The following is a 23,539-nucleotide window of genomic DNA, read 5'->3' on the forward strand; positions in this document are numbered from 1 at the left end:
TACGCGGCCAGGCTGTACGGCGCGGGCTGTGCGGCGCGGGCCGCACGGCGGCACCGCGGGCAGCGAAGCCCGCGCCCGGTAAGCGCGAGCGTGCCGCCCGCGGCCGCCGAGCGGCCGTCCCCGCGTCCCGCGTCCACCGCGGGACGCCGCCGCGCCCACGGTGGTGCCCGGCACCCTCGGCACCGCCCGGTCGGCCGTGGCGCGGTACGCCGGGCAAAGACCGATCACCAGCCGATCACCGCGGTCACCACGGGCCGTCCCCGATCACCAGCCGTGGCGCGGTACACCGGACCAAGGCCGATCACCGCGGTCACCACGGGCCTTCCCCGGTGCTCAGCGCTCCCCGGGGCTCCACCGGGCGACCCTGCGCCCGCCGTCCAGCTCGGCCCACTCCCCGTCGACCTCGATGACGGCGAACGCGCCCGGTGGGAACCCGGCGTGCCCGTCCCTCGCGGTGAGGTCCTGGACCAGCTGGTGGACGCCGGGATTGTGGCCGACCAGGACCAGCGTGCGCACCTCCGGGTCGCTCCGCCGGATCATCATCAGCAACTCGTCGGCGTACGCCTCGTAGATGTCCGGCTCCACGACGACGTCCGCGCCGGGAAGGGCCAGTTCGGCGGTGCGCCTGGTGCGCGCGGACGGCGAGCACAGCACCAGGTCGGGCCGGAGCCCCAGGCCGGCGATCGTCTCCCCGGCCATGCGGGCGTCGCGCTCACCGCCCTCGGTGAGCGGCCGATCCCGGTCGGCGAGGCCGGGGACCTGGGCCGCCGCGGCGTGGCGTAGAACGATCAGCGTGCGCACGGTCACCTCGACGCCCAGATGGCGAGGCCCACGAGCACCGCGAACACCGCGGCCATCGCCAGCAGGATGAGCAGGAGTCCCTTGCCCCCTGAGGGCTGCTTTTCCGTCAGAGGAATCACCTCCCCGCCGTGGTTCTGTCGTTCCGGACGGCCGGGGTCCGGCCGTCGCCCGTCTCAGCCGGGGGAAGCTCGGCGAGGGGACGCTCGGCGAAGGGAGACGGGGAACCGCTCCCGCCGGAAAGTGGAGGAGTCACAGCGCTCAGTTTCCCACCGGGGTGCCCCGCACACGCCGAAGGGGTGCACGAAACCCGTGCACCCCTTCCGTCAAGCCTTGCTCAGCTGGAGACGACCTGCTCCCGCTCGCGGTCCACGCTGCTCCCCGGCTCCGGCGCGATGCCGGCCGAGCGACGCTTGGAGACGACGACCACCGCGATGACGATGCCGAGGGCGAGCACCGAGATGCCGATCCGCAGCGCCGCGTTGTCCGCGTACGCCACCACCGCCGGGGCGATCAGCAGTGCCACCAGGTTCATCACCTTCAGCAGCGGGTTGATCGCCGGGCCCGCGGTGTCCTTGAACGGGTCGCCGACGGTGTCGCCGATGACGGTGGCCGCGTGGGCCTCGGAGCCCTTGCCGCCGTGGTGACCGTCCTCGACCAGCTTCTTGGCGTTGTCCCAGGCGCCGCCGGAGTTGGCCAGGAAGACCGCCATCAGCGTGCCGCAGGCGATGGCGCCGGCGAGGAACGCGCCGAGCGGGGCGTACCCGAGTGCGAAGCCGACCGCGATCGGCGTCAGCACGGCGAGCAGGCCGGGCGTGGCCAGCTCCCGCAGCGAGTCACGGGTGCAGATGTCGACGACCCTGCCGTAGTCGGGCAGCTCCGTCCCCTGCATGATCCCCGGCTTGGTGCGGAACTGCTCGCGCACCTCCATGACCACCCGTCCGGCCGCGCGGCCGACCGCCAGGATCGCCAGGCCGGAGAACATGAACACCACCGAGGCGCCGGCGACCAGACCGACCAGCACGTTCGGGGAGTCGACGCTCAGGCTGAACGTGCCGAAACCGCCCAGCGCCTCCTTCACCGAATCCGTCGCCGCGGCCAGCTGGGTCTCGATCGCCGTACGGAACGCGCCGAACAGCGCGGTCGCCGCGAGCACCGCCGTCGCGATCGCGATGCCCTTGGTGATGGCCTTGGTGGTGTTGCCGACGGCGTCCAGCGAGGTGAGCACCCGGGCGCCCTCACCCTCGACGTCACCGGACATCTCGGCGATGCCCTGGGCGTTGTCGGAGACCGGGCCGAAGGTGTCCATCGACACGATCACGCCGACCGTGGTCAGCAGGCCGGTGCCGGCCAGGGCGACGGCGAACAGGGCGATGGTGACGTTGCCGAAGCCCAGCAGGAAGGCGCCGTAGACGGCGGCGCCGATGACCAGGGCCGAGTAGACCGCCGACTCCAGCCCGACGCTGATGCCGGACAGGATGACCGTGGCGGGGCCGGTGCGGGAGCTCTCACCGATGTCCTTCACCGGGCGGCGGTTCGTCTCGGTGAAGTAGCCGGTGAGGATCTGGATGGCGCTGGCCAGCACGAGGCCGATGAGCACCGCTCCGACCGCGATCAGACGCGGGTCGGAGGTGATCGCGGCGATCTCCGGGCTCACGCCGGTCAGCCCGGCGAAGCTGCTGGGCAGGTAGAGGAAGGCCGCGACGGCGACGAGGATCGCCGAGATGGCCGCGGAGATGAAGAAGCCGCGGTTGATCGCGGCCATGCCGTTGCGGTCGCGGCTGCGCGGGGCGGTGGTGAAGATGCCGATGATGGCGGTCAGCACACCGATCATCGGCACGATCAGCGGGAACACCAGGCCCTCGACGCCGAAGGCCACCTTGCCCAGGATCAGGCTGGCGACCAGCATGACCGCGTAGGACTCGAAAAGGTCGGCGGCCATGCCCGCGCAGTCGCCCACGTTGTCGCCCACGTTGTCGGCGATGGTGGCGGCGTTGCGCGGGTCGTCCTCGGGGATGCCCTGCTCGACCTTGCCGACCAGGTCGGCGCCCACGTCGGCGGCCTTGGTGAAGATGCCGCCGCCGACCCGCATGAACATGGCGAGCAGCGCGGCGCCGAAACCGAAGCCCTCCAGCACGGCCGGGGCCTCACCGCCGTAGGTGATCACGACCACGGCCGCGCCGAGCAGACCGAGGCCGACGGTGATCATGCCTGCTACTCCACCGGTGCGGAAGGCGATGCGCATCGCGACCTTCTCGCCCGACTCCCGAGCGGCCGCGGCGACGCGGAGGTTGCCGCGGACCGCGAGCCACATGCCGATGAATCCGGTCAGCGCGGAGAACAGCGCGCCGACCACGAAGAAAAGCGATCTACCGATCGCGACCCCGGTCGACTCGGCGGGAAGCAGGTACAGCAGGAACGGGATCAGGATGACGAAGAGCGCGAGCGTCCGGAACTGCCGCGTCAAATACGCGGAAGCGCCTTCTTGGACGGCCCGTGCGATGTTCTGCATACGCTCGGTGCCTTGACCGGCGGCCAGCACTTCCCGCACCAGGGCGCCGGCGACGGCGAGTGCGAGCAGGGCCACGACGGCGACCACGATCACGATGGTGAAATGGGAACCGCTCAGGGATACCGCTGGCTCGTCGACAGCGGCGAGATGGAGCACAGACATCCGACTCTCCTTGGCAAGACGGGTAGACGTCCTGCCCGGAGTGCGCTGCTTCAGGTGGTAGGCGGGTGGAGCGGCGCACATCCGGGATTGGTTGGCAGTGCCGCTTCCAGTTGCGTCCGCAGACCCCTCCGGAGTGGCTCGCTCGCGGGCCGCCCCGAAGGATAAACCTTGGCCGGTGCCGGGAGTCTACGCAGCGAAGAGGCGGATATGAAGCCTCTCCAAGCCCCCAATTGACAACGCGTCAAGCGCCTTCTGTCGACCGTCCTGCTTATAAGGTCATTTAGACCGCCACGCCCAACCCGCGCACGCCCGTTTCTTCCCTATTTCTGGCCACATATCCGCAAATTATGTTTTGACCGAAATTAGAGACACCTATACGAACAGCCGGGCGCGTCCACAGGGACGCGCCCGGCTGCCGAAGTCGTCTGTCAGACCGGGGACAGGCCGTTCGGGGTCGCCGGCCAGCTCATGCGGATGCGCATGCCCTTCTGGCTCGGGTAGACCTGAACGTCGTCGGCCAGCCCCGCGATGACCGCGATGCCGAAACCGGACATCAGGGCATCGGGGAGCTGCCCGAAGGGATCGTCGAACCCCAGAAGTCCGCGATCGTGCTCCAACTCGTCACTGGGTGCGGAGTCGGTGACGGTCACCTCGAAGCGCCCCAGGTCATCACGTAGCTCGATCCGGATCGGCTCTCCCGGACAGTGGAGACGGTGCGCCTCCACGGCCCGTGAGCACGCTTCGCCGACAGCGAGCCGTACCTCGTCCAGCAGCGACTCCTCCACACCGGTGCGCCGTGCGATCGCCGTGGCGACCAGGCGCGCCGTCCGGACGTGCGCGGGGAGAGCACTGAACGTCAGCTCGACGGTAGCCACGACTACTTGTCTCGACCGTGAGCTTCCTTGGCCTCCTCAACCGAGGCGTAGATCCCGAAGACCTTGGTCAGGCCGGTGATCCGGAAAATCTTCAGGATGCGCTCCTGGGTGCAGACCAGCTCCAGTGAGCCATCGTGCGCCCGAACTCGCTTGAGCCCGCCGACCAGGACCCCAAGGCCCGTGGAGTCAAGGAAGTCGACCTTCTCCATGTTGACGAGCAGGTGGAAGTTCCCCTTGTTGACCAGGTCGATCAGGAGCTCACGCAATCTGGGCGCGGTGTAGACATCGATCTCACCCTCGACCTCAACGATGGTGAGACGGTCCTCGGAATGGTGGTCCAACTTCAGATCCACAGATCCTCCAGCGCCTTGCCTGCGAAGTACTGATTGGGCGAGCCTCCCGGGACCGACCTGCGGCCCGGATGACAAGCCCTGACGCGCGGCATTCAACCATGCGTACGCTCAGTGTCTATACGAAATCACGATTCCCGGCGACTCTGCCCACAGATGCAAGACTGGAAACCAGTGACTCCGCTCTCATCTTCGCCCCTCCGCGCGGGCACCGCGCTCGACCGCCTGCTCGGCGTTCCCGCACGTCGGGAGCGCGTAACCCACGTGGAGCACGTTCCCGCACGTCAGGCGGGGGAAGTGCGCTGGCCGGACTGGGTCGACGAGCGACTGGTTACGCGCTGGGCGAACCACGGTGTCCCCGGGCTGTGGCCGCACCAGGCCGAGGCCGCCGACCTGGTCCACCGTGGCCAAAACGTGATCATCGCCACGGGCACCGCGTCCGGCAAGTCGCTCTCCTACCTGGTGCCCGCCCTGTCGGCGGTGCTCGACGGCGGCACGATCCTCTACCTGTCCCCCACCAAGGCGCTGGCCGCCGACCAGTACCGTGTCCTGCGCGAACTCGACGCCCCCGAAGCGCGCGCGGCCGTCTACGACGGCGACACCTCCTTCGAGGAGCGGATCTGGGTACGCAAGCACGCCAACTACGTCCTCACCAACCCGGACATGCTCCATCGCGGCATCCTGCCCCGGCACGCGCAGTGGACGGCCTTCTGGCGGCGGCTGCGCATGGTCGTCGTGGACGAGTGCCACGGCTACCGGGGCGTCTTCGGCTCGCACGTCGCGCAGGTCCTGCGCCGCCTGCGCCGGGTCTGCGCCCGGTACGGCTCCCGGCCCGCCTTCCTGCTCTCCTCGGCCACCGTCAGCGAGCCCGGCGCCTTCGCGACCCGCCTGACGGGCCTTCAGATGACCGAGGTGACCGCGGACGCCTCCCCCAGGGGGGCGACGACCTTCGCCCTGTGGGAGCCACCCCTGACCGATCTGCGGGGCGAGGGGGGCGCTCCCCTGCGCCGCCCGGCCACCGCCGAGAGCGCCGAACTCCTGACCGACCTCGTCCTGTCCGGCGTCCGCACGCTGGCCTTCGTCCGCTCCCGGCGGGCCGCCGAGACCGTGTCCCTCACCGCGCGGGCCAAGCTGGAGGACCTCGTCGCCGGCGCGGGCCTGCCCGCGGACCTGCCCGGCAAGGTCGCCGCCTACCGGGCCGGGTACCTGGCGGAGGACCGCCGGAACCTGGAGAAAGCCCTGCGCTCGGGCGACCTGCTCGGGCTGGCGACGACCAACGCGCTGGAGCTGGGCGTCGACGTGTCCGGGCTGGACGCCGTGCTCATCGCCGGATGGCCCGGCACCCGCGCCTCGCTCTGGCAGCAGGCCGGACGGGCGGGGCGCGACGGGACGGACGCGCTGGCGGTGCTCATCGCCCGCGACGACCCCCTCGACACCTACCTGGTCCACCACCCCGAGGCGCTGTTCGGCCGCCCGGTGGAGACGATCGTGCTCGACCCCGGCAACCCCTACGTACTCGCCCCCCACCTGTGCGCGGCCGCCGCGGAGATCCCGCTCACCCGCGACGACCTGGAGACCTTCGGGCCCACCGCCGAGGAGGTGCTCGCCACCCTGGTCAAGGACGGGCTGCTGCGCGAACGCGCCACGGGCTGGTACTGGACCAGCCGGGAGCGGGCCGCCGACCTCGCCGACATCCGCGGCGCGGGCGGCGCGCCGGTGCAGGTCGTGGAGATGTCCACCGGGCGGCTGCTCGGCACCGTGGACGAGTCCTCCGCCCACACGACGGTGCACACCGGCGCCGTCTACGTGCACCAGGGCGAGACGTTCCTGGTGGCCGAGCTCGACCTCCCGGCGGGGGTCGCCCTGGTCGAGGCGGGCAGGCCCGAGTACACGACCTTCGCCAGGGACGTCACCGACATCTCCGTCATCGAGTCGCTCCGCTCGCACGCCCTCGGACCGGGAGAACTCCACTTCGGCACGGTGGAGGTCACCAGCCAGGTCGTGTCCTACCTCAAACGCGGGACCCAGAGCGGCGAACTCCTCGGTGACGAACCCCTGGACCTGCCCCCGCGCACGCTGCGGACCCGCGCCGTCTGGTGGACACTGCCCGTCTCGGCGGTCGCCCCCCTGGCCCGGGACGGCATCGACCTCGGCGGAGCCGCGCACGCGGCCGAGCATGCCTCCATCGGCCTGCTGCCGCTGTTCGCGACCTGCGACCGCTGGGACATCGGGGGCGTCTCCACCGAACTGCACCCCGACACCGGGCTGCTCACCGTCTTCGTGTACGACGGCCACGAGGGCGGCGCGGGCTTCGCCGAACGCGGCTACGCCCGCGCCCTCGACTGGCTCACGGCCACCCGCGAGGCCATCGCCTCCTGCGAGTGCGAGCGCGGCTGCCCCTCCTGCATCCAGTCGCCCAAGTGCGGCAACGGAAACGAACCCCTCGACAAGGCCGGAGCCCTCCGTCTCCTGGCCGTCCTGCTCGATCTCGACCCGCACCCCGGCCGGGTGACCCCGACGGACCGGTAGCCCCAAGCAGGACAGGAGCCCTTCGTGACCTGTCTCCGAACGTTCAAGGGCTCAGGATGCGGAGTCGGCAGAGCCCCGGGACGCGAAGCCGGCAGAGCCCCGGGATGCGAAGCCGCCAGGATCCCGGGACGCGAAGCCAGGACCCCAGGAACGCGGAGCCAGGAACGCGGAGCCAGCAAGACCCCGGGAACGCGGAGCCAGAACCCCGGGGACACAAGGCCGGCAAAAGCTCAGGACACGAAGCCGACAAGACCCCGGGGACACGAAGTCGGCAGGACCTCGGGACGCGGAGCCGGGCAAAGCGGAAAGCGCGATGAGGCCGGAAACATTGCGGTCAGGAAAAGGCGTCATCGTGGTGACGGTGATTCACCGGCCGACCACCGTATCGGCTGACACGATCAGCTCGACCATCGCTCCGATCGTGATGATCGTTCCAGTCGTGCGGACCGGAGCAATCATGATCATCAGACTTGTCGTGGTGAACGCCGCGGTCGTCGCGATCACGGCAGGCATGGCGGTCGTCGCGATCGTGGTAAGCGTGGTGATCATGGCGATCGTGGTAAGCGTGACGGTCGTCGCGATCGTGGTCATGGCGCCTGGGGTGGTCGTCGTACTCGTCGCGATCGACTGCCCAGAAATCGTTGGCGCCCGGCTGCGGACGCTCCCAGAACCCGCTGTCCTCCAGGGAGCGCGGAGCAGGTGGCAGGTAGCCGTCCCACCGGTCAGGAGTGGGGTCCGGGCGGGACCGGGAACCAGACCCAGCCTCAGAGCCAGCCCCAGACCCGGAACCGGAACCGGAACCGGAACCGGAACCGGAACCGGAACCAGAGCCAGAGTCAGACCCGAAACCGGAACCGGAACCAGAGTCAGACCCGGACCCGGAACCAGAGCCAGACCCGGACCCGGACCCGGACCCGGAGCCGGACTCAGTGTTTGACCCGAAGCCGGGCCCAAAGCGGAGAGCAGGCCCGGGGTTGAGGTGGAGGCCAGGCCCGGGGCTGGGGCGAGAGCCGGGATCGGTTCCGAGGTCTCCCCCGTTTGCGCGATCCACCTCGTTGAGGGCCTCCCCGGAAGGGGTCTCGCGGACATGATCCGCCTCGATCTCCCCATATCGGGCAGGGGACCTGTGGACCGAGGTCAGGCGGATCGACGCCGGCTGGACGGATATCGGTCGGAGCGGCACATCAGAGCCCGAAACCCACTGGACCGGTCGGCGTTCGGCCGGAATACGACGGGCAGGGACGTGCTCATCCGCGGTGTACGGGGTCGAGACCTGTTCGCTCGATGTCCTGCTCTCCACGGGGCGCTGGGCATGCTCGTCCGGAAAACGCCGAGCTGGGGGGTCAGACGGCGAAGGCTGATGGGCCTGATGGGCCTGATGGGCTCGGGCGCACTCGGCAGAGAGGTGAGGTACCGCTGACGTACCAGGCCGGGCCGGCCCCTGCCGGGGCGGAACACGCCGTGCCGGCTCATGGGAATCGGACTCCGAGTCGGGGGAACCGGATAGCGACCCGCGTGCGTCCGCCCCGTCGGAACCGGACGGCGAGTCATGTGAGCCGGACGGCAGACACCGCGGACCGGGAGCCTCCGAGCCGGGTGAGCCGGGCGAGTCGGGCGACAGCTCACGGGAACCGGACGCGTCGGAACCGGGCAACGAGCCGTGCGAACCGGACGACCGGTTCTGCGCGGCCGAACCGGAGGAGCGGGTCTTGACCACCGCGAGGATGACCGCGGGCCGGCGTGACACGGCCGCGGCAGCGGCGCCGCCCGCGCCTGTCCCGACCCGGGCGCTGGTCCTGCCGTTCGCTCCGTTCACGGTGCGTGTGCCGCTCGTGTCCCGTACCCGGGCACTGCCGTCCGTCCCGTTCGTTGCCGGTGTGCCGCCCCTATCGATCGCACTCCCCGCATCGTTCGCGTTCCCCGAACCGTTCATACCGACGGGTGAAGGCGGAGTGGCCCTGGTGGCCCTACCGGAAGCACCTACCGTGACAGCCCTACCGGCCGAACCAATCGAACCAACCGAACCGGCCGCCTCCGTTCTGCCGACTGGCCCGGTTCTGCGCGTGCCCGTCGGCTGCGACCCACCGGTGGCGGCCGTGGCGGCACCCGTACCCGCGGTTCGAGACGCCGTCCGGACGTCCGCGTTCCCTTCCGCCCGGGTGTCACCGGCCGCTGAGTTCGCGGTCGTGGTGGCGGCGCCGGGATCGGCGGTATCACCGGCCTCCACGGTCAGAAAGCGACGGCGAAGCCAAGCACCACCGTGTACGCCGAGAAGGAGCAGAATCAGACCACCGGCGATGATGATGCCGTACTGGGACAGCCCTCCGGTCGGCGAGCCGGCCGACTGGGCGGTGATACCGGTGTCCGCGGACGGCAGGGCATCCGTCGTGGTCGCCACGGAATCGTCGGCCTTCTCCACAGAGTCCGTGGTCTTCCTCCCCGCGCCGTCGCCGTCATCGCCCCGCTTCGCGGCCGCACGGATGCCTTCGCGGCCGTTCTTGACCGTGTTCTGGGGCTGTGGCGCCCTCGTGGGCGTGACGGCCGTCTTCTGCGCCTGGGGCGGAGCCGTCGTGGGGTTGGCGGGTAGCTGCGGAAGATCCTCGATGCCGGCCTGTTTGCCGTCCCGGTTCTTTCCGGCGGTCGTGGTGCCCTTCTCACCACCGGTTCCGGTGGAGTCACGCCGGCCTGAGTTCTCCCGGCTCCCGTTCTCCTTCTCTCCCCTCCCACTCTGCTGACCGCTCGGGTTCCGGCCGGTCTGCGACGCCGTGGCCTCGGGGATGCTCACCGAGGCCGCAGCCGACTCGCCTGAGGACAGGGTGCCCCCGCCGCCGTCACTCCGTAGCGCCTGCACCGTGAACCCGACCCGTCGGCCTGCGGCGCCGGCCGGGACGGCGAGGGCCGCCCGGCAGGAGCCCCCGGAACAGGCGTTGTCCACCCGCACCGAGCCGACCCTGCCGGCTCCGCTCACGAAGATCTCGTATCCCCGGAGATCGGGCTCGGGTCCCTTGTTCCACGTGACGACCACGCCTCCGCCCTGTATCCGGGCCTCCACCCCGCTCGGGGTGGCCGGAGGAGCGGCCTGCACGAGGGTCTCCCTGACCTGATGCCATTCGGCGCCGAGGACCTTGCCTTTCTGCTCAAGCCTGATCTCATGACTGCCGTTGCGATGCTCGCTGGGATCCCATGGGTAGGAGACCTTCCTGTCTCCCTTGGCCACCTGCCGACCGTCGACGAACAGGATCGCGTCAAAGAGAAGGTCGACCGTGCCGGAGATCGTCACCGTCTGACCGGAGGTCACCCGGGAGGGGACGTCCAGTCTCGCCACGGCCTGCGCCGGACTCGCGGCGGCGAGCACCGCGGACATGGACATGATCGGCGCGATCGCGGCCACAGCGACCAGTCTGCGAACCGTCGTCACCACGTTTCCCTTCGTCGAGAGTCGTGCGCCGTCCGGCCACCTGCCCTGCCGACGATCGCGCGGTGACCGGATGCGTCAGCACCCCCAGGCCGGTTCGCACCGGCCCGGTCCGCGAAACCGTGATCGTGGCGGGAGGCGGATCGCTCGGCTACGCCGCACGGCCGGATGAACTGCGGTTCACCGTTCCGCACCCCGCTGAAAGCAGGCGGATCACAGGTAAGCGGAACCTTACGTGAGGATTTCAGCTCTTGGACATGTCATCCAAAAACTCGTGATTCGATTGCGACCTTGTTTCGGGAGATCACTTATTCGTCCTGGAAGACCCTCCGCCGGTGACACGAGACATGGGCGCGCTCGTCTCAGTCACCAAGATCTGCGATGTGAACAGGCCCGGCACGCGCCCTGGCCGTGACGCGCACCCCGCCCGATCCAATCGGCACGGGGAGCGAGAGCCGCACGGCGACCTGGACGTCGGCGACCCCGTCATCGCCGACGGAGCACCGTATGACCTCGGCACCGTTACCCACAGCGAGCAGGGACGCTTTCACGCAGCTCCGCTCAGGATCCGCGAAGGCCAGCCGGGCGGCGACGAGCGCGCTGAGATCGGCGGCGCCCTGCGCCCGGTGACGCGCGACCCTGGCCGAGCCCGCGAGCACGACCGCCATCGCCACCGCGAATATCAACGCTGCCAATCCGACCGTCCAGATCGTCGCCGACCCCTGCTCCCGCCCCGCTCGCAAGCCCACGGTCGTCGGCCTGCCTCCGCTCGAAGGGAGGCGCCCCACGAGCGCCGATCTGCTTTCAAGCGGGGAAAGCAGCCCGCAGTCACCGGCCTGCTTCCACCGGTGAGGAAGCGGCCCCGCGGTCATCGGCCCACTCCCGGCTCCAGAGCGGAGACCGCGGTCGCACGAACGGTGACGCCTGGGAGCGAAACCCCCCATCGAGGCCTGACCTGCACCGACACCTCCACCCGGGCCACATCGACACTTCGGGTCACCACCACCTGCGCGCCCGATGGAACCGCGGACAGGACGCTGCTCCGGACCTGCTCCAACGACTCACCACGCGAGACGGCCCGAGCTCCTGCGCGAGCTGCGTCCACGCACTCCAGCTGTGCCTCGACCGCCGCCACAGCCCACAGCCCGGCTGCCAGCACCACCATCAGGGCGGGTAACACCGCGGCGGTCTCGGCGGTCACCGACCCTCTCGACCGGCGGGCGGCGAGCATCGTCACCGCCGGATCATCCGGCCACTGTCAGCGCCCGATTGATCAGCGCCGTGATCATCTGCTGGACTTCCGAACTCGTCACCACCTTGAAAAGGAGCGCGGCGAAGGCACAGGCGGCGATGGTGCCGACTGCGTACTCGGCGGTCGACATGCCACGGTCGCGGTGCGGACCGGTGACCAGCAGAGCCCACCGGGCACGCAACCACCGCATCGGGCCACGCCGCACGCCGACGGCCTTGATCGGACCCATAGTCTCCTCCTGGCGATCCCCGGCCGGGCCCGCTACCCGGCATCGGTGATGCCATGGTTCTTCATCCGCCCATGGCCTACCGAAGCGAACGACGTTCTGTGGAAAACCTCAAGTTATCCACAGCCTTTGGCGTCGCAATCAGGGCGCTTCCCCAGCGGCGTACCGGCCAGGAGGATGCTCAAGGAGGTGGCCTGCGTCCTTCAACCGAGAAGCCCGGCCGGCAAGCCGAGGACGTCCCGATGATCGCGCCCGCGAAACGACCCCGCACCGACCCCGGCAACAGCCCTGTTCGGACCTGCCCCCATAACGGACCCAGCCCCCCAACGCCCCCTTATCACGTCTTTCACCTCGCACGCCCCCACGCTCCGCAACGTGATCGACCCCGCGCCGCGCGGTGGACGCGACCCGGCACGAGAACAAGGAACGTTCAGGGCAAGGTAAACCGACATTCGTGCCATATGGCCAAAAAAGGGAAAGGCGTGCCCAAGATGGAGCCAACACCGGCGAGGCCGGGGGCAGACCGGTGGGCATGGACAGCCAGGAGCAAATCCCGCCTCGGGAGAAGCCGGCGGTGGGGCGGGCGACAAGGGTCTTCTGCTATCTATCCACAGGCTTCGCCTTTTTCCTGTGGATAACACGGGCCGTTCGGGAAAAGCCTGTGGATAACTCGGGGGAGCGGCACCTTACGGCAAGATCTGTCAGGACGGGGGCGATCCCGAGAAAGACGAGCGCGAGCAGAATGCCCGGATCGCTGCGGCGACTTGCTGGCACGGCGGGATGGGCCTCTCTCTGTCGATCATGATGAGAGGCCAGGCGGTGCGTGTGGTGCGGAACCGAATCGTCGCTCGCCCGTAGCCGGCGGAGGCGGAGAAGCGAGCACCCCCACCGATCACATTCTGATCGGCGGGGCGCCACCGCGTCGGTTACCGCCCTTCACTCCCTGGCGGCGCCCTCCGGCCAGATCACGGTCACCCGCACGCCACGCTGCCGGGCATTCGCCACGACGCTCGCCGTCCCGCCCCTGTCCACAGCCGGCTGGCCGTCCCACACCGCCACGAGTTCGTCGACCGATCCCAGCATCGCCTCGTTGGCCGCGACGTACGCCTCTCGGCTGGCACGGCTGAAATCCATGGTGCGGACCCGGGTGGCCTTGCTCAGCAGCCGGTCGAACTGCTCAGCGTGATCCGGGTTGACCTTGGTGTCGCGGTAGTCCCGGGAAGGCAGGACGACTTCGAGAGCGCCGCCGGTCTCCAGGACAGCCTCGGCGAACAACGAATCGGCTCCGCGGGCGATGCAGGACACCCCTGTCACCTCATCGGCTATCTCCACAAGGTGCGAACGAAGCGCATCGAACACGAGACGAGCCGCATTCGGGGTCAGGTTCATGTGGCCGGTCACACCGATACGCAGCATCAGCATCTCCCGATAGACGCGATCTTCTCAGCGTGCCAGTGTCTCCCGGATCTGCTCGCTCAGGCCAGCCATCACAGGGTCACGCCGCGTCGCGATCTCCGCGTGCAGTCGCGCGACTGGACGCGGACTCGATCGGATCGGACTTGGCCGGCTGTGTCCGCGGCGGTGCTTCCCGTCGCGATCGTCTCGCTCAGGCTGCCGTTCAACAAGCGCGCTTGAGCCAGCCCTGTCTGGTCCAGGGGGGCAGCGGGACATCGGGGGCTCGGGCGACCAGGGCGGGCAGACCGGGACCCGAGGTGACCCGGCCATCCGAGGTGAACGTGAGGGCAGGCTCGGCCTCGACCAGGCCGGAGGGACGTCGGGTCATCATGCAGATCTCGGCGACCCGGCGACGGCCGTCGGCGTGGCCGCGGACGAGGTGGATGACGAGGTCGAGGACTGCGGCGATCCGGCTGTGCACCGCCTCCCGGCTGAGACCGGCGGCGCAGGCCAGGGCCTCCAGCCGGCGACGTGCCGCGAACGACTGACCGGCCTAGGAACGCCCCGTCTCGCAAGAGGCGGGGCGTTCTGGCTCCCAGGCGGTTTCCGACTCTACAGGGCAACAACCTGCACTTTTAGAAACATCTATATCGGCTATGGAGAAATCCCACTCCGGAAGGTATAAATTTCTACTTGAACGTTCACGTATACCGGCTTGTAACGAGTTACGTTCCTTACACCGGCCAGCGCTGCGCACGTCCAGGGGGACCATGCGCAGCCGCACGAGCGGGGCGACCAATGCGTTTCCCAGAGCCCGATCGTGCGGCGCTCGTGGATCGCTCCAGAATTACGGCCGTGTCATCCAATGGGGCGATCGGGGCGTCCCTTCTGCACCCCCAGCCTCAGGAGACCCCATGGCGAACCAGCACGGCCCGCACGATCCACGGTGGCAGCCCCAGCAGCACTACGGGCACCCACCACACCCACCCGCCGGCTACCCCCAGCAGTACCAGCAGCCGTACGGGCAGCCCTACCCCCCTCCCGGCCCCGGATACGGCGCGCCGCCGCCCGGCAAGGGCCCCGTGTTCTGGCTCCTCGCCGTCTGCGCCCCCATCCTGTTGCTGGCCGGGTGCATGGCGGTCGTCATCAGCGCCGGCAGCGACACCACGGTGACCACACAGCCGGACCGGCCCGGGGCCGCCCAGAGGGATCAAGGCGGCGACGCACAGCCGACCCTCACCGAAGACAGTCAGGAGACCCAGCCGGCGCCCGTCCAGGAGCCCGAACCAACAGCCGCGGCCGTCGGCGGCACGATCACCCTGAAGGGCATCAAGCCCGAGCTCCAGGTCGCGGTGACCCTCGAAAAGATCGTCGATAACGCGACGCCGCAGAACGACTTCCTGAAGCCGAGGGACGGCAACCGTTTTTACGCCGTCGAGCTGACCCTCGCCAATACCGGTCAGGCCGTCTACAGCGACAGCCCTTCCAACGGCGCCTTCCTGATCGACTCCGAAGGCCAGCAATACCAGACAACATTCGGTGACGTGCAGGAAGGCGTGGTGTTCAGCGGATCGGTCACCATGAGCGCCGGCGACAAACGTAAGGGGCTCCTCATCTTCGAGGTGCCGAAGTCCACGAAAATCAGCAAGCTCCAGTTCGCGCTGAACAGCGGGTTCGCCGATCAAAAAGGCGAGTGGCTTACTCAGTAGCCCATCGAAGGACGCCCTGACAACACCCCATCGATCATTTGGTCGGCGGGGTGCCGGTGCGGTCGATCACATAGATGCCCATGCCCGTGACGGTCTCGACCAGGCCCTCGTCCTTGAGCAGCTTCGTGGCCTTGCGCAGGGTGTCCCGCGCGACGCCGAACTCGTTCTCCAGCTCGACCATGCTCGGGATGCGCCGACCAGGCGGGATCTCGCCCGACGCGATCCGGGCGCGGATCGCTGCGGCGACCTGCCGGTATGGCGGAACGGGCCCCTCCCTGTCGATCATGACCAGAGGCCAGGGGGCCAGCGCAGGTGAACCATAGCCACCCCAGAGGCCAGCCGGGGGTAGTACACCTCACGTACAGTGCGAGCAGGCGCGGCGGCAGTTCAGCTTCCTAGGCGGATGCCGCCGCGCTGCCCGCAGTACACCTAGACCGCTTCGGCGCCGTGGCCTGCGGCGATCGCGTCGATGTGATGCGCAAGCTCGAAGTCCTTGACCGTGAGGCGGTTTCCGGCGTCGTGAGTAGTGATCACGAAGCGGATCCGCTGCCAGGTGATGTGGATGTCGGGGTGGTGTCCGACCTCTCGGGCCTTGGCCGCGACGTACATCGCCAGGTGCACACACTCGTGATACGTGTGCTTGAACGTGCGGGCGATGGCGTGGTCTTCGCGCTCCCATCCCGGCAGCTTGGCCAGATGGGCGGCGATCTCCTCTTCGGACAACGGCTGAGGGGTCATCGGTATCTCCGTCGGCAGGTCAGGCGAACTGAGAAATGATCTCAGCCAGCTCCCGGCCGGGTGCAGTGCCCGCCCAGGCCGTTGCTCGTCGAGGAATGGCTTTGAGCTCCTGACGCAGCCTCGCCGATCCGGTGCCTTCAGCGATCGAGGCGGTAGCCGATGCGATCTGGACGACTCGCTCCGGTTCGGGGACCGCGGCCAGAGCGCTCGCCTGGCGTGCCCAGAACACTCCGTTGTCCCGCCGCGCCGACTCCGGAGCAGTGCCGAGGATCCGGTCCCAGAGTGCGATGGCCTCGCGGTAAGCGCCGAGCCGAAGGTACGCGGTCGCTCGCTGGACATCGATGTACCCGATGGTCCGACGGCAGGCGTTGCCCCACGGATGTTCGTCATCAACATGATCCACAAGTTCGGCGGCCTGATCCAGAATCCGATCGACCAGATTCTTATCCTTCTCCGGCAGCATCGAATGACCGTGCGCCTGGTGGACCAGGGCGAGTATCCGTACCTTCGGGCACAACTTGCTCTCGTCGGCCAGGGCTGCCTCGGCATAGTCGACGACTGTGCGCCCGTCCTCCAGGTCGACCGCCAGCATCGCCTTGTTGGTGAGGGCGTAGCTGATGAGCTGCGGGTCCTGAGAGCGATGGGCCATGTCCAGGGCGAGGCTCCGCCAGAGCCCGGAGCGGTTGAGGTCTCCGGCGTCCTGATACAGCCAGCCGAGTAGGGCCGCGTAGGCGACACCAGCACCCAGCAGGCCACGGCGCACGGGCGCGTCGGCCGCTTGGGCAAGTTCCTTGATGAGCTGGGCCTGGGTCGCGACGGTGGGGATGAGGTGGCGAGGGCCGAGCCACATGTCGGCCTTGTAGTGGCCGGGCAGCTGTTCGAGGAAGTACATGACGAGCTCCGGAGCTACGGGGCCGTGATGGCGAGGCTGCCGGGTCCACGTGGCTGATCCCCACCCCCGAGCAGACCCTCGCCCTCGACGCCGAGGGCTTCGCCGCGCTCGGCATGGCCTTCAAACGCCGACCGCTCCAGGCCGCTGCCGCCGCCTACCTGGCCCACCACGCCGAATGGGCGCAGTTCGCCCCCGACGTGCTGGTCAAGGCCGTGCAGGCGGTGCCGCGGATCGGCCCGTGGACCGCGGGGGCCGCCGTCGCCGACTACACCGGTGACTTCGCGCTCTACCCGTACGCCGATCTCGCCGTCCGCACCTGGGCGGCGCTCGCTGACCCGGCCACCGCCTGGCCGGCCGACGAACCCGCGTTCGCCGACGCCTGGCGGAACCTGGCCGGACCGTCCCTGTCCACCCTGACCATCTTGACCCTCGCCTGGGGAGACCAGCATGCTCACCACGCACGACCCGATCATGGGAGCTCGCACCGCTGAACCACTGGATCTACTGCTCGTCAACGCACCGCTGCGCGACTACGCCCTCCGGCCCCGCGTCAACGACTACACCCTGCCCGTACTCGGCATGGCCTACATCGCCACCTACGCCGCCGCCCAGGGCTGCAACGTCGCCGTCCTGGACGCCGAAGCCCACGGCCTGTCCGTCGCCGACACCATCGCCCTGATCAACCGAGCCGCGCCCCGCTGGGCCGGGTTCAACCTGCTCGCCCCGACCTACGCGATCAGCGCGACCATCGCCGCCGCCCTCGACCCGCACATCCGCATCATGGTCGGCGGCCACCACGCCAAGGCCATGCCTGACCGCATCCTCACCGATCCCCGCCTGACCCGCTGCGACGCCCTGGTCATCGGGGAGGCCGAGACCCGCGTCGTGGAGCTGTTGGCCGACCACCGCAACCGCGTCGGCTTGCCCGGCGTCATGTGGCGCGACCCCATCATGGGCACCCCGGTCACCGGCGGCCAGCCCGGCACGAACCGCCACCTCGCCCCGGACATCAACGCGCTGCCGTTCGTCGACCGCACCTACCTCGCGCAAGACCCATACGTGGCCGACGACGACGGCCGCACCGAGGCGAACATGGTCGGCGCCCGCGGATGCCCCTACGACTGCTCGGACTGCGGCGCCGCGGTGTCGGCCAATCCCGACGTGACCATCCGGGTGCGGAAGCCGGCCAACATCCTCGCCGAGATGCACCATCTCCATGACCGGTACGGGGCGACGGCGTTCCGGTTCGTCGACGATCTGTTCCTCGGAGCCCGCCGTGTCATCGACCAGATGATGGGCGCGTTCGCCGCCGAGAAGGTCGGCGAGTGGGCGGTATGGGACGCCACCGGCCGCATCAACGTCCTGCACCGGCTGCCCGACGCGACGCTCGACCTGCTGACCGCCTGCGGGCTGCGCGAGGTCGCGCTCGGCATCGAGTCCGGCAGCGAGCGGATGCTGGCCTACATCGACAAGCGCATCACCTGCGGCATGGTCACCGGCGTCGTGCGGCGGCTCACCGCCCGCGGCATCCGGGTGAAGGGGTACTTCATCCTCGGGTTCCCCACCGAGACCCGCGCCGAGCTGGCCGCCACCGTGGACCTCATCCACCGGCTGTGGGACCTCACCGACACCGCGGATGGAACGTTCCGCGCCAGCGTGTTCCAGTTCAGGCCCTACCCCGGCACTCCCGAATGGGACCGGCTCATGGCCACCGGCCACTACACCGCCGAACAGCTCCTGGACTACGCGCCCGTCGACCTCGGCGCCGACGACGCCGCCCTGCGCGGCCGGGACGAGTTCAACTTCTCCTCCGGCCTGCAGTTCGGCGAGGCCACCGAGGAAGAGATCCACTGGCGCCTCGCCGAGCTCGCCCGCGAGCAGCATGGGCGCGCGGTGGGGAGCGCCGCCTGATGCCCGGACTGTTCGTCACCCTGGACGGCCCCGGCGGTGCCGGCAAGTCGACCCTCGCTGAACTGGTCACCGCCCGGCTCACCGACGCGGGCGTTCCGGCGCTCGCCACCCGGGAGCCGTCACGGTCGCTGATCGGGCGGCTGGCCCGCGAGCACACCGCGACGTTCTCCGGGCCCACGCTGGCGTGCCTGGTAGCCGCCGACCGTCACCACCACCTCGCCGCTGAGATCCGGCCTGCCCTGGCCGAAGGGCTGATCGTGGTGTGCGACCGGTACGTGCCCTCCTCCTACGTCCTGCAGACCCGCGACGGCGTCCCGCTGGACTACATCCGTCAGCTCAACGCACCGGTCGACCGGCCCGACCTGGCCGTCCTGGTCACCGCCGCGGCGCCCATCCTGGAGCAGCGGCTCACCGTGCGGGGCGCGCACTCTCGGTTCGAACACGAAGGTTCCAGCGCCGCCGAGACAACCTTGTACGAGGACCTCGGCGACGTCCTGGCCACCGACGGGTTCGTCTTCCATCAGGTCGACACCGGGTACCAATCACCGCAAGACGCCGCTACAGCCCTCACCAGCCACATCCTTGAGCTATCGTCACGGGCGTCACACTCGCGCCGGGAAAGGCCCCCGCCCCCCATGACGACGACACAGCGCCAGCAAGTCACCGTCGACGTGCACGTGATCCTGGAACGCGACGGCCACATCCTGCTGTGCCTGCGCCAGGGCACCGGGTACCGGGACGGCTGGCACTGCCTGCCGTCCGGCCACCTCGACCCCGGCGAGACCGTGATCGACTGCGCGATCCGCGAGGCCTACGAGGAGGTTGGGGTCGTCATCGCCCCGGGCGACCTGCGACCCGCCACCGTGGTCCACCACCTGTCCCCGGAAGGGCGACCCCGGGTTGGGTTCTTCTTCGTCACCGACATCTGGGGCGGCGAGGTGGTCAACGCCGAGCCGACCAAGTGCGCCAAGGTCGAGTGGGTGCCCATCGGCATCCTGCCGAGCAACACCGTGCCGTACACGCTCGCCGGGGTCGAGCTCTACCGATCAGGCGCCTGGATCGGCGTGCATGGCTGGCCCGAGCCAGTGGCCCCTGGCAAGGTCAGGACTGATATGGGAGCTGAGTCATCACCTGGCGCAGCTCCGCGAACGAATGTGGCCCGAATCCGTTGATCAGAGCAAGTTCCCGGTCGTCCCAGCCGGCCACGGCCAGGCCTCCCGCCACCCATGGCAGCGGCTCGGGAATCCCCGCCGCATCCACGATCATCGGCAGCGCCACAACGACGGCCACCACGGTCCGCAAGGTCGCGCGAACAGCCTCCTCGTCTCAATCTTCATACGCCCTTTCTTTGGGGACAGCTTGCCGAATAACGAGACGTCAGATGATCGGTGTGGCCCATGCGTATTCCAGGCGCCACGGTCGACGACGGCGATGGCAAACAGGCCTCTGCTGCCGGGATCAGCGGCAGACGTCACGTGTGCCCGGCCCGGGCAGACCGCCGGCGTCGGATTTCCGGCCGTGCCCGCGCGTCCACCGCTGCCAGATGCACGCGTCTTCCCGGCCATGACCGGCGAGCGGCGACTCTTCGGTGATCAGGCACCCCGGTTCTTACCGGTCACGAGGCTGATGAGCATCACCGGGCACGAGACCTACGACAGCTTGCCGAGTAACGGGGTGCTGAGAACCCTGTGGGTGGCTCAGGGAAGCAACACCTCCCCGGCAAGGCCTGCCACGACGGGGACGATCCCCAGAAAGACGAACGCGGGCAGGAAACAGAGCCCGAGTGGGGCGACGGCCTGGACCCCGACCCGTTGGGCGGCCGCCGAGGACGCGGCACGGGCCGCACGGCGGGAGTCATCGGCCAGCCGGGTGAGGACGTCGGCCACCGGAGCACCGCTGAGTGCGGCCCGGCTCATCGTTCGTGCCAGGGGTGCGAGGGAGCGCTCCACGGCCAGGGCCTGCCATGCGGTCTCCGGTGCGGCTCCGAGCCTCAGCTGACCGCCGACCCAGGCCAGGCGGTCGCCGAGCGGCCCGCCGATCGCCTCCACGGTGACGTCCAGGGCCCCGGTGATCGGCTGGCCGGCACGCAGGCAGGCGACCATGAGGTCGGCCGCCAGGGGCAGATCCGCCACCACCCGCTCACGCTCCCGGCGCAGCTCGGGCGGTTCCCGCCGACGTAGGACCGCCACGGCGATCCCGGAACCGACCGCCCCGGCCAGCGCTCCGGGCAGGCCGCCAACGGCGAGAAACGCCATCAGCCCAATGGCGAGGGCAGCCATCACCTCGCCCTTGCGCAGCCGTTGCCCTCGCGCCGGATCGCGTTCCCGCCCCGTCACGGCTGCCGTCCCCGGGGGGAACGGGACCGCTCCGGTCGCCGGACGCACCCGAGAAGGCGGACGCACCCCGGAAGGTTCGTCCGGAACCGCTGAGCGCCGGGCTCTCTGGATCCGACCGGCTGGACCATCGGGGGTGTTCCACAACCAGCCGACGAGCCCGGCGAGCACCACGGCCAGCAGACCGACCATCGTGTTTCCCTTCTGTTCGCGTCGGTTCCCTCTCGCTCGCGTCAGCGGCAAGGCGTCCGTACCGGTGGTGAGGCGGAAGCGGCGTTCGCGCGCCCGGGCGAGATCAGGCGCGCTGAGCACGGATCACCAGGCGGTGGGTCCACCACAGGCCGCAGGCGTCGAGCACCAGACCGAGGACCAGGCATCCCGCGCCCGCCGGACCGCCGAAAAGGAAGTGCAGCGGGCGCATGCCGAGGCCGGCCGCCATCACAAGGCCGAGGACGGGCAGGCCCGCGAGGAGGCGCGCGGTGGCTCGGGGACCGGCGAGTTGGGCGGCGACATTGTGACGGTGAGCCTCTGCCTCGCGTAGGGAGACGGTGACACGCTCGACGAGGACGGACAGGCCCGCCCCCGCGGTCATGCTCACCTTCCAGCACGCTGCCAGCGCGCGAAAGGCCTCTCCCCCCTCCTCCGGTGCGGCCGTGAGCAGGGCAGCGGGGACGTCGCCCCCGTCGCGCGCGGCAGCGACCAGCGGACGCAAGGCCACCGGATCGGGAAACCCGGCGGCCTGCACGGCACGGGCGAGCGCCTCGCCGGCGGTCCGTCCGGCGGCGAGCTCGGCCGCCAGCCCCTGGCACAGCTCGATCGACGCGACCCGCCACGCGGTGACGCGTTGCGCGGGGCGGGAGTGACCGGCGAACCTCTCGCGCAGGGGGCGGGACGCGACCGGGCGGCGCTGGTTCAGCCGGCGCAGGCGGGTGGTCCCGTCGTCGGGCCCGGACCACAACCACACCGCCAGGGCGGTGAGCAGCAGCGCCGCTCCCGCCGTCATGGCCCTTCACCCGGGCGGGGAACGCCCTGGCCACCCGGCTCGGGCAGACGAGGCGGACGTCTCGGCCGCTCCGAACCCCCGGACGCGGGAACCAGCCGCTCCGAACCCCCGGACGCGGGAACCAGCCGCTCCGAACCCCCGGACGCGGAAGGCCGTGTCGGGCGGGCGGGGGTATACGGGCTGCGGCGGAGCGCGACGGGGGCGGGAAGGGGGACGACGGGACCTTGGGCGGGCAGCGGGACATCGGGGGCTCGGGCGACCAGGGCGGGCAGACCGGGACCCGAGGTGACCCGGCCATCCGAGGTGAACATGAGGGCAGGCTCGGCCTCGACCAGGCCGGAGGGACGTCGGGTCATCATGCAGATCTCGGCGACCCGGCGACGGCCGTCGGCGTGGCCGCGGACGAGGTGGATGACGAGGTCGAGGGCTGCGGCGATCTGGCTGTGCACCGCCTCCCGGCTGAGACCGGCGGCGCAGGCCAGGGCCTCCAGCCGGGGCGGCACATCCGTCGCCGTGTTCGCGTGCAAGGTGCCGCAACCGCCTTCGTGACCGGTGTTGAGGGCCGCGAGGAGGTCGACGACCTCCGCCCCTCTCACCTCGCCGACCACGAGACGGTCGGGGCGCATCCGCAGGGCTTGGCGGACGAGGTCGCGCAGGACCACGCCGCCCGCGCCCTCGATGTTGGCGGGGCGGGACTCCAGGCGCACCACGTGGGGGTGGAGCGGCCTCAATTCGGCGGAGTCTTCGACCAGCAGCAGCCGCTCACCGGGATCCGCCAGCGAGAGCAGGGCCGAGAGCATGGTCGTCTTCCCTGTTCCCGTGCCGCCGGTTACCAGGAAGGCGAGCCTCGACTCGATCACCGCGGTGAGGACGGGTACGCAGTCAGCCCTGATGGCGCCCTCAGCGACGAGGTCGGGAAGGGTGAAGGTGCGCCGGGGCGGCAGCCGCAGGGACAGGCAGGTGCCGTTGGGCGCCACGGGCGGAAGGACCGCGTGGAGCCGGACGCCGCCCGCGAGACGCGCGTCGACGTAGGGGCAGGCGTCGTCCAGGCGTCTGCCGGCTGCTGAGGCGAGGCGTTGGGCGAGCCTCCGGAGCGCGTCTTCGTCCGGGAAGACGACCGGGGTGGGGCGCAGGCCGCGGCCATCGTCGACCCACACCTCACGGGGGCCGTTCACCAGCACGTCGGTGACCTCGGGTTCGGCCAGCAACGGCTCCAGCGGGCCGGCTCCGATCAGATCGGCGCACAGGGCGCGGGCGACCGCCAGGATCTCCGCGTCGCCAAGCATCGCCCGTTCGGCACGGAGCGCGACCGCGACATGCGCGGCGCTGGGCTCAACCCCCGTGCGAGCCAACCGCACGCGGACCGCCTCCACCAGTTCGGGCGGGACGGCGACCGTCGTCTCGGATCGCCTCATCGAACTCCTCCAGCGTGGAAAGCC

Annotated in this window: 20 protein-coding genes and 1 pseudogene; 5 read left to right on the forward strand and 16 right to left on the reverse strand. The window is 69.9% G+C overall.

Annotation, left to right across the window (positions count from 1 at the left end; all coding sequences use genetic code 11):
* Window positions 1-333: 333 nt before the first annotated feature.
* From ABD841_RS21400 to ABD841_RS21415, 4 genes are all read right to left on the reverse strand, one after another.
* On the reverse strand, window positions 334-801 hold the full coding sequence (locus tag ABD841_RS21400) for a SixA phosphatase family protein (RefSeq protein ID WP_344974493.1): 468 nt from the start codon (window positions 799-801) through the stop codon (window positions 334-336).
* A gap of 334 nt (window positions 802-1,135) precedes the next feature.
* Window positions 1,136-3,472 (reverse strand): sodium-translocating pyrophosphatase, encoded by a 2,337-nt coding sequence (locus ABD841_RS21405; RefSeq protein ID WP_344974495.1) that lies wholly within the window; start codon window positions 3,470-3,472, stop codon window positions 1,136-1,138.
* Between the two features lie 428 nt (window positions 3,473-3,900).
* Entirely contained in the window at window positions 3,901-4,347 is a 447-nt protein-coding gene (locus ABD841_RS21410) for an ATP-binding protein (RefSeq protein ID WP_344974498.1), read from the reverse strand.
* A 2-nt stretch (window positions 4,348-4,349) separates the two neighbouring features.
* The gene (locus ABD841_RS21415; RefSeq protein ID WP_012887265.1) at window positions 4,350-4,700 is read right to left on the reverse strand and encodes an STAS domain-containing protein; all 351 of its coding nucleotides are present in this window, start codon (window positions 4,698-4,700) and stop codon (window positions 4,350-4,352) included.
* Window positions 4,701-4,853: 153 nt separating this feature from the next.
* Between ABD841_RS21415 and ABD841_RS21420 the strand changes: the two genes are divergently transcribed.
* Complete coding sequence (locus tag ABD841_RS21420; RefSeq protein WP_344974501.1) at window positions 4,854-7,226, forward strand: DEAD/DEAH box helicase; 2,373 nt, start codon at window positions 4,854-4,856, stop codon at window positions 7,224-7,226.
* 366 nt (window positions 7,227-7,592) lie between these two features.
* Here the strand turns inward: ABD841_RS21420 and ABD841_RS21425 are convergent, their stop codons facing one another.
* From ABD841_RS21425 to ABD841_RS21450, 6 genes are all read right to left on the reverse strand, one after another.
* Window positions 7,593-7,817: a hypothetical protein gene (locus ABD841_RS21425; RefSeq protein WP_344974503.1), complete on the reverse strand. Its 225-nt coding sequence runs from the start codon at window positions 7,815-7,817 to the stop codon at window positions 7,593-7,595.
* A gap of 3,186 nt (window positions 7,818-11,003) precedes the next feature.
* Complete coding sequence (locus ABD841_RS21430; protein ID WP_344974506.1) at window positions 11,004-11,585, reverse strand: Rv3654c family TadE-like protein; 582 nt, start codon at window positions 11,583-11,585, stop codon at window positions 11,004-11,006.
* Window positions 11,510-11,872: a TadE family type IV pilus minor pilin gene (locus ABD841_RS21435; protein ID WP_344974613.1), complete on the reverse strand. Its 363-nt coding sequence runs from the start codon at window positions 11,870-11,872 to the stop codon at window positions 11,510-11,512. Before ABD841_RS21435 ends, ABD841_RS21430 begins: the two co-directional genes overlap by 76 nt.
* A gap of 13 nt (window positions 11,873-11,885) precedes the next feature.
* Complete coding sequence (locus tag ABD841_RS21440; protein ID WP_344974510.1) at window positions 11,886-12,122, reverse strand: DUF4244 domain-containing protein; 237 nt, start codon at window positions 12,120-12,122, stop codon at window positions 11,886-11,888.
* Window positions 12,123-13,055: 933 nt separating this feature from the next.
* Entirely contained in the window at window positions 13,056-13,541 is a 486-nt protein-coding gene (locus ABD841_RS21445) for a hypothetical protein (protein ID WP_425582018.1), read from the reverse strand.
* A 196-nt stretch (window positions 13,542-13,737) separates the two neighbouring features.
* Window positions 13,738-13,995, reverse strand: coding sequence for a hypothetical protein (locus ABD841_RS21450; RefSeq protein ID WP_344974512.1), 258 nt, complete (start codon window positions 13,993-13,995; stop codon window positions 13,738-13,740).
* A gap of 433 nt (window positions 13,996-14,428) precedes the next feature.
* Here ABD841_RS21450 and ABD841_RS21455 point away from each other — a divergent pair, with 433 nt between their 5' ends.
* Window positions 14,429-15,223 carry a DUF4352 domain-containing protein gene (locus tag ABD841_RS21455; RefSeq protein WP_344974515.1) on the forward strand — a complete coding sequence of 265 codons (795 nt, stop codon included), beginning with the start codon at window positions 14,429-14,431 and terminating at the stop codon, window positions 15,221-15,223.
* Between the two features lie 34 nt (window positions 15,224-15,257).
* Here ABD841_RS21455 and ABD841_RS21460 read toward each other — a convergent pair whose 3' ends face one another.
* The 3 genes and pseudogenes from ABD841_RS21460 to ABD841_RS21470 all read right to left on the reverse strand — a co-directional run.
* A complete protein-coding gene (locus ABD841_RS21460) occupies window positions 15,258-15,509 on the reverse strand; it encodes a GntR family transcriptional regulator (protein ID WP_344974518.1) in 252 nt (83 codons plus the stop codon).
* Between the two features lie 143 nt (window positions 15,510-15,652).
* Window positions 15,653-15,961: a 4a-hydroxytetrahydrobiopterin dehydratase gene (locus tag ABD841_RS21465; protein WP_344974521.1), complete on the reverse strand. Its 309-nt coding sequence runs from the start codon at window positions 15,959-15,961 to the stop codon at window positions 15,653-15,655.
* Window positions 15,962-15,980: 19 nt separating this feature from the next.
* A pseudogene (locus ABD841_RS21470) lies at window positions 15,981-16,898 on the reverse strand (NsdA family TPR-like regulatory protein); the annotation flags it as partial.
* A 68-nt stretch (window positions 16,899-16,966) separates the two neighbouring features.
* Between ABD841_RS21470 and ABD841_RS21475 the strand changes: the two are divergent.
* The 3 genes from ABD841_RS21475 to tmk are packed head-to-tail and all read left to right on the forward strand — an operon-like array spanning window position 16,967 to window position 19,936.
* On the forward strand, window positions 16,967-17,344 hold the full coding sequence (locus ABD841_RS21475; RefSeq protein ID WP_344974526.1) for a hypothetical protein: 378 nt from the start codon (window positions 16,967-16,969) through the stop codon (window positions 17,342-17,344).
* Window positions 17,301-18,764, forward strand: a complete 1,464-nt coding sequence (locus tag ABD841_RS21480; RefSeq protein WP_344974529.1) for a B12-binding domain-containing radical SAM protein — start codon at window positions 17,301-17,303, stop codon at window positions 18,762-18,764. The genes ABD841_RS21475 and ABD841_RS21480 overlap by 44 nt, the downstream gene beginning before the upstream one ends.
* A complete protein-coding gene (gene tmk / locus ABD841_RS21485; protein WP_344974532.1) occupies window positions 18,764-19,936 on the forward strand; it encodes a dTMP kinase in 1,173 nt (390 codons plus the stop codon). Before ABD841_RS21480 ends, tmk begins: the two co-directional genes overlap by 1 nt.
* A gap of 525 nt (window positions 19,937-20,461) precedes the next feature.
* Here tmk and ABD841_RS21490 read toward each other — a convergent pair.
* The 3 genes from ABD841_RS21490 to ABD841_RS21500 form a co-directional block, all read right to left on the reverse strand.
* On the reverse strand, window positions 20,462-21,019 hold the full coding sequence (locus tag ABD841_RS21490) for a type II secretion system F family protein (protein WP_344974535.1): 558 nt from the start codon (window positions 21,017-21,019) through the stop codon (window positions 20,462-20,464).
* 373 nt (window positions 21,020-21,392) lie between these two features.
* Window positions 21,393-22,100 carry a type II secretion system F family protein gene (locus ABD841_RS21495; protein ID WP_344974538.1) on the reverse strand — a complete coding sequence of 236 codons (708 nt, stop codon included), beginning with the start codon at window positions 22,098-22,100 and terminating at the stop codon, window positions 21,393-21,395.
* Window positions 22,097-23,515: a TadA family conjugal transfer-associated ATPase gene (locus tag ABD841_RS21500; protein ID WP_344974542.1), complete on the reverse strand. Its 1,419-nt coding sequence runs from the start codon at window positions 23,513-23,515 to the stop codon at window positions 22,097-22,099. Before ABD841_RS21500 ends, ABD841_RS21495 begins: the two co-directional genes overlap by 4 nt.
* Window positions 23,516-23,539: the final 24 nt, after the last annotated feature.

The sequence above is a fragment of the Streptosporangium fragile genome (genome assembly GCF_039534445.1).
In the GTDB taxonomy this organism is placed as follows: Bacteria; Actinomycetota; Actinomycetes; order Streptosporangiales; family Streptosporangiaceae; genus Streptosporangium; species Streptosporangium fragile.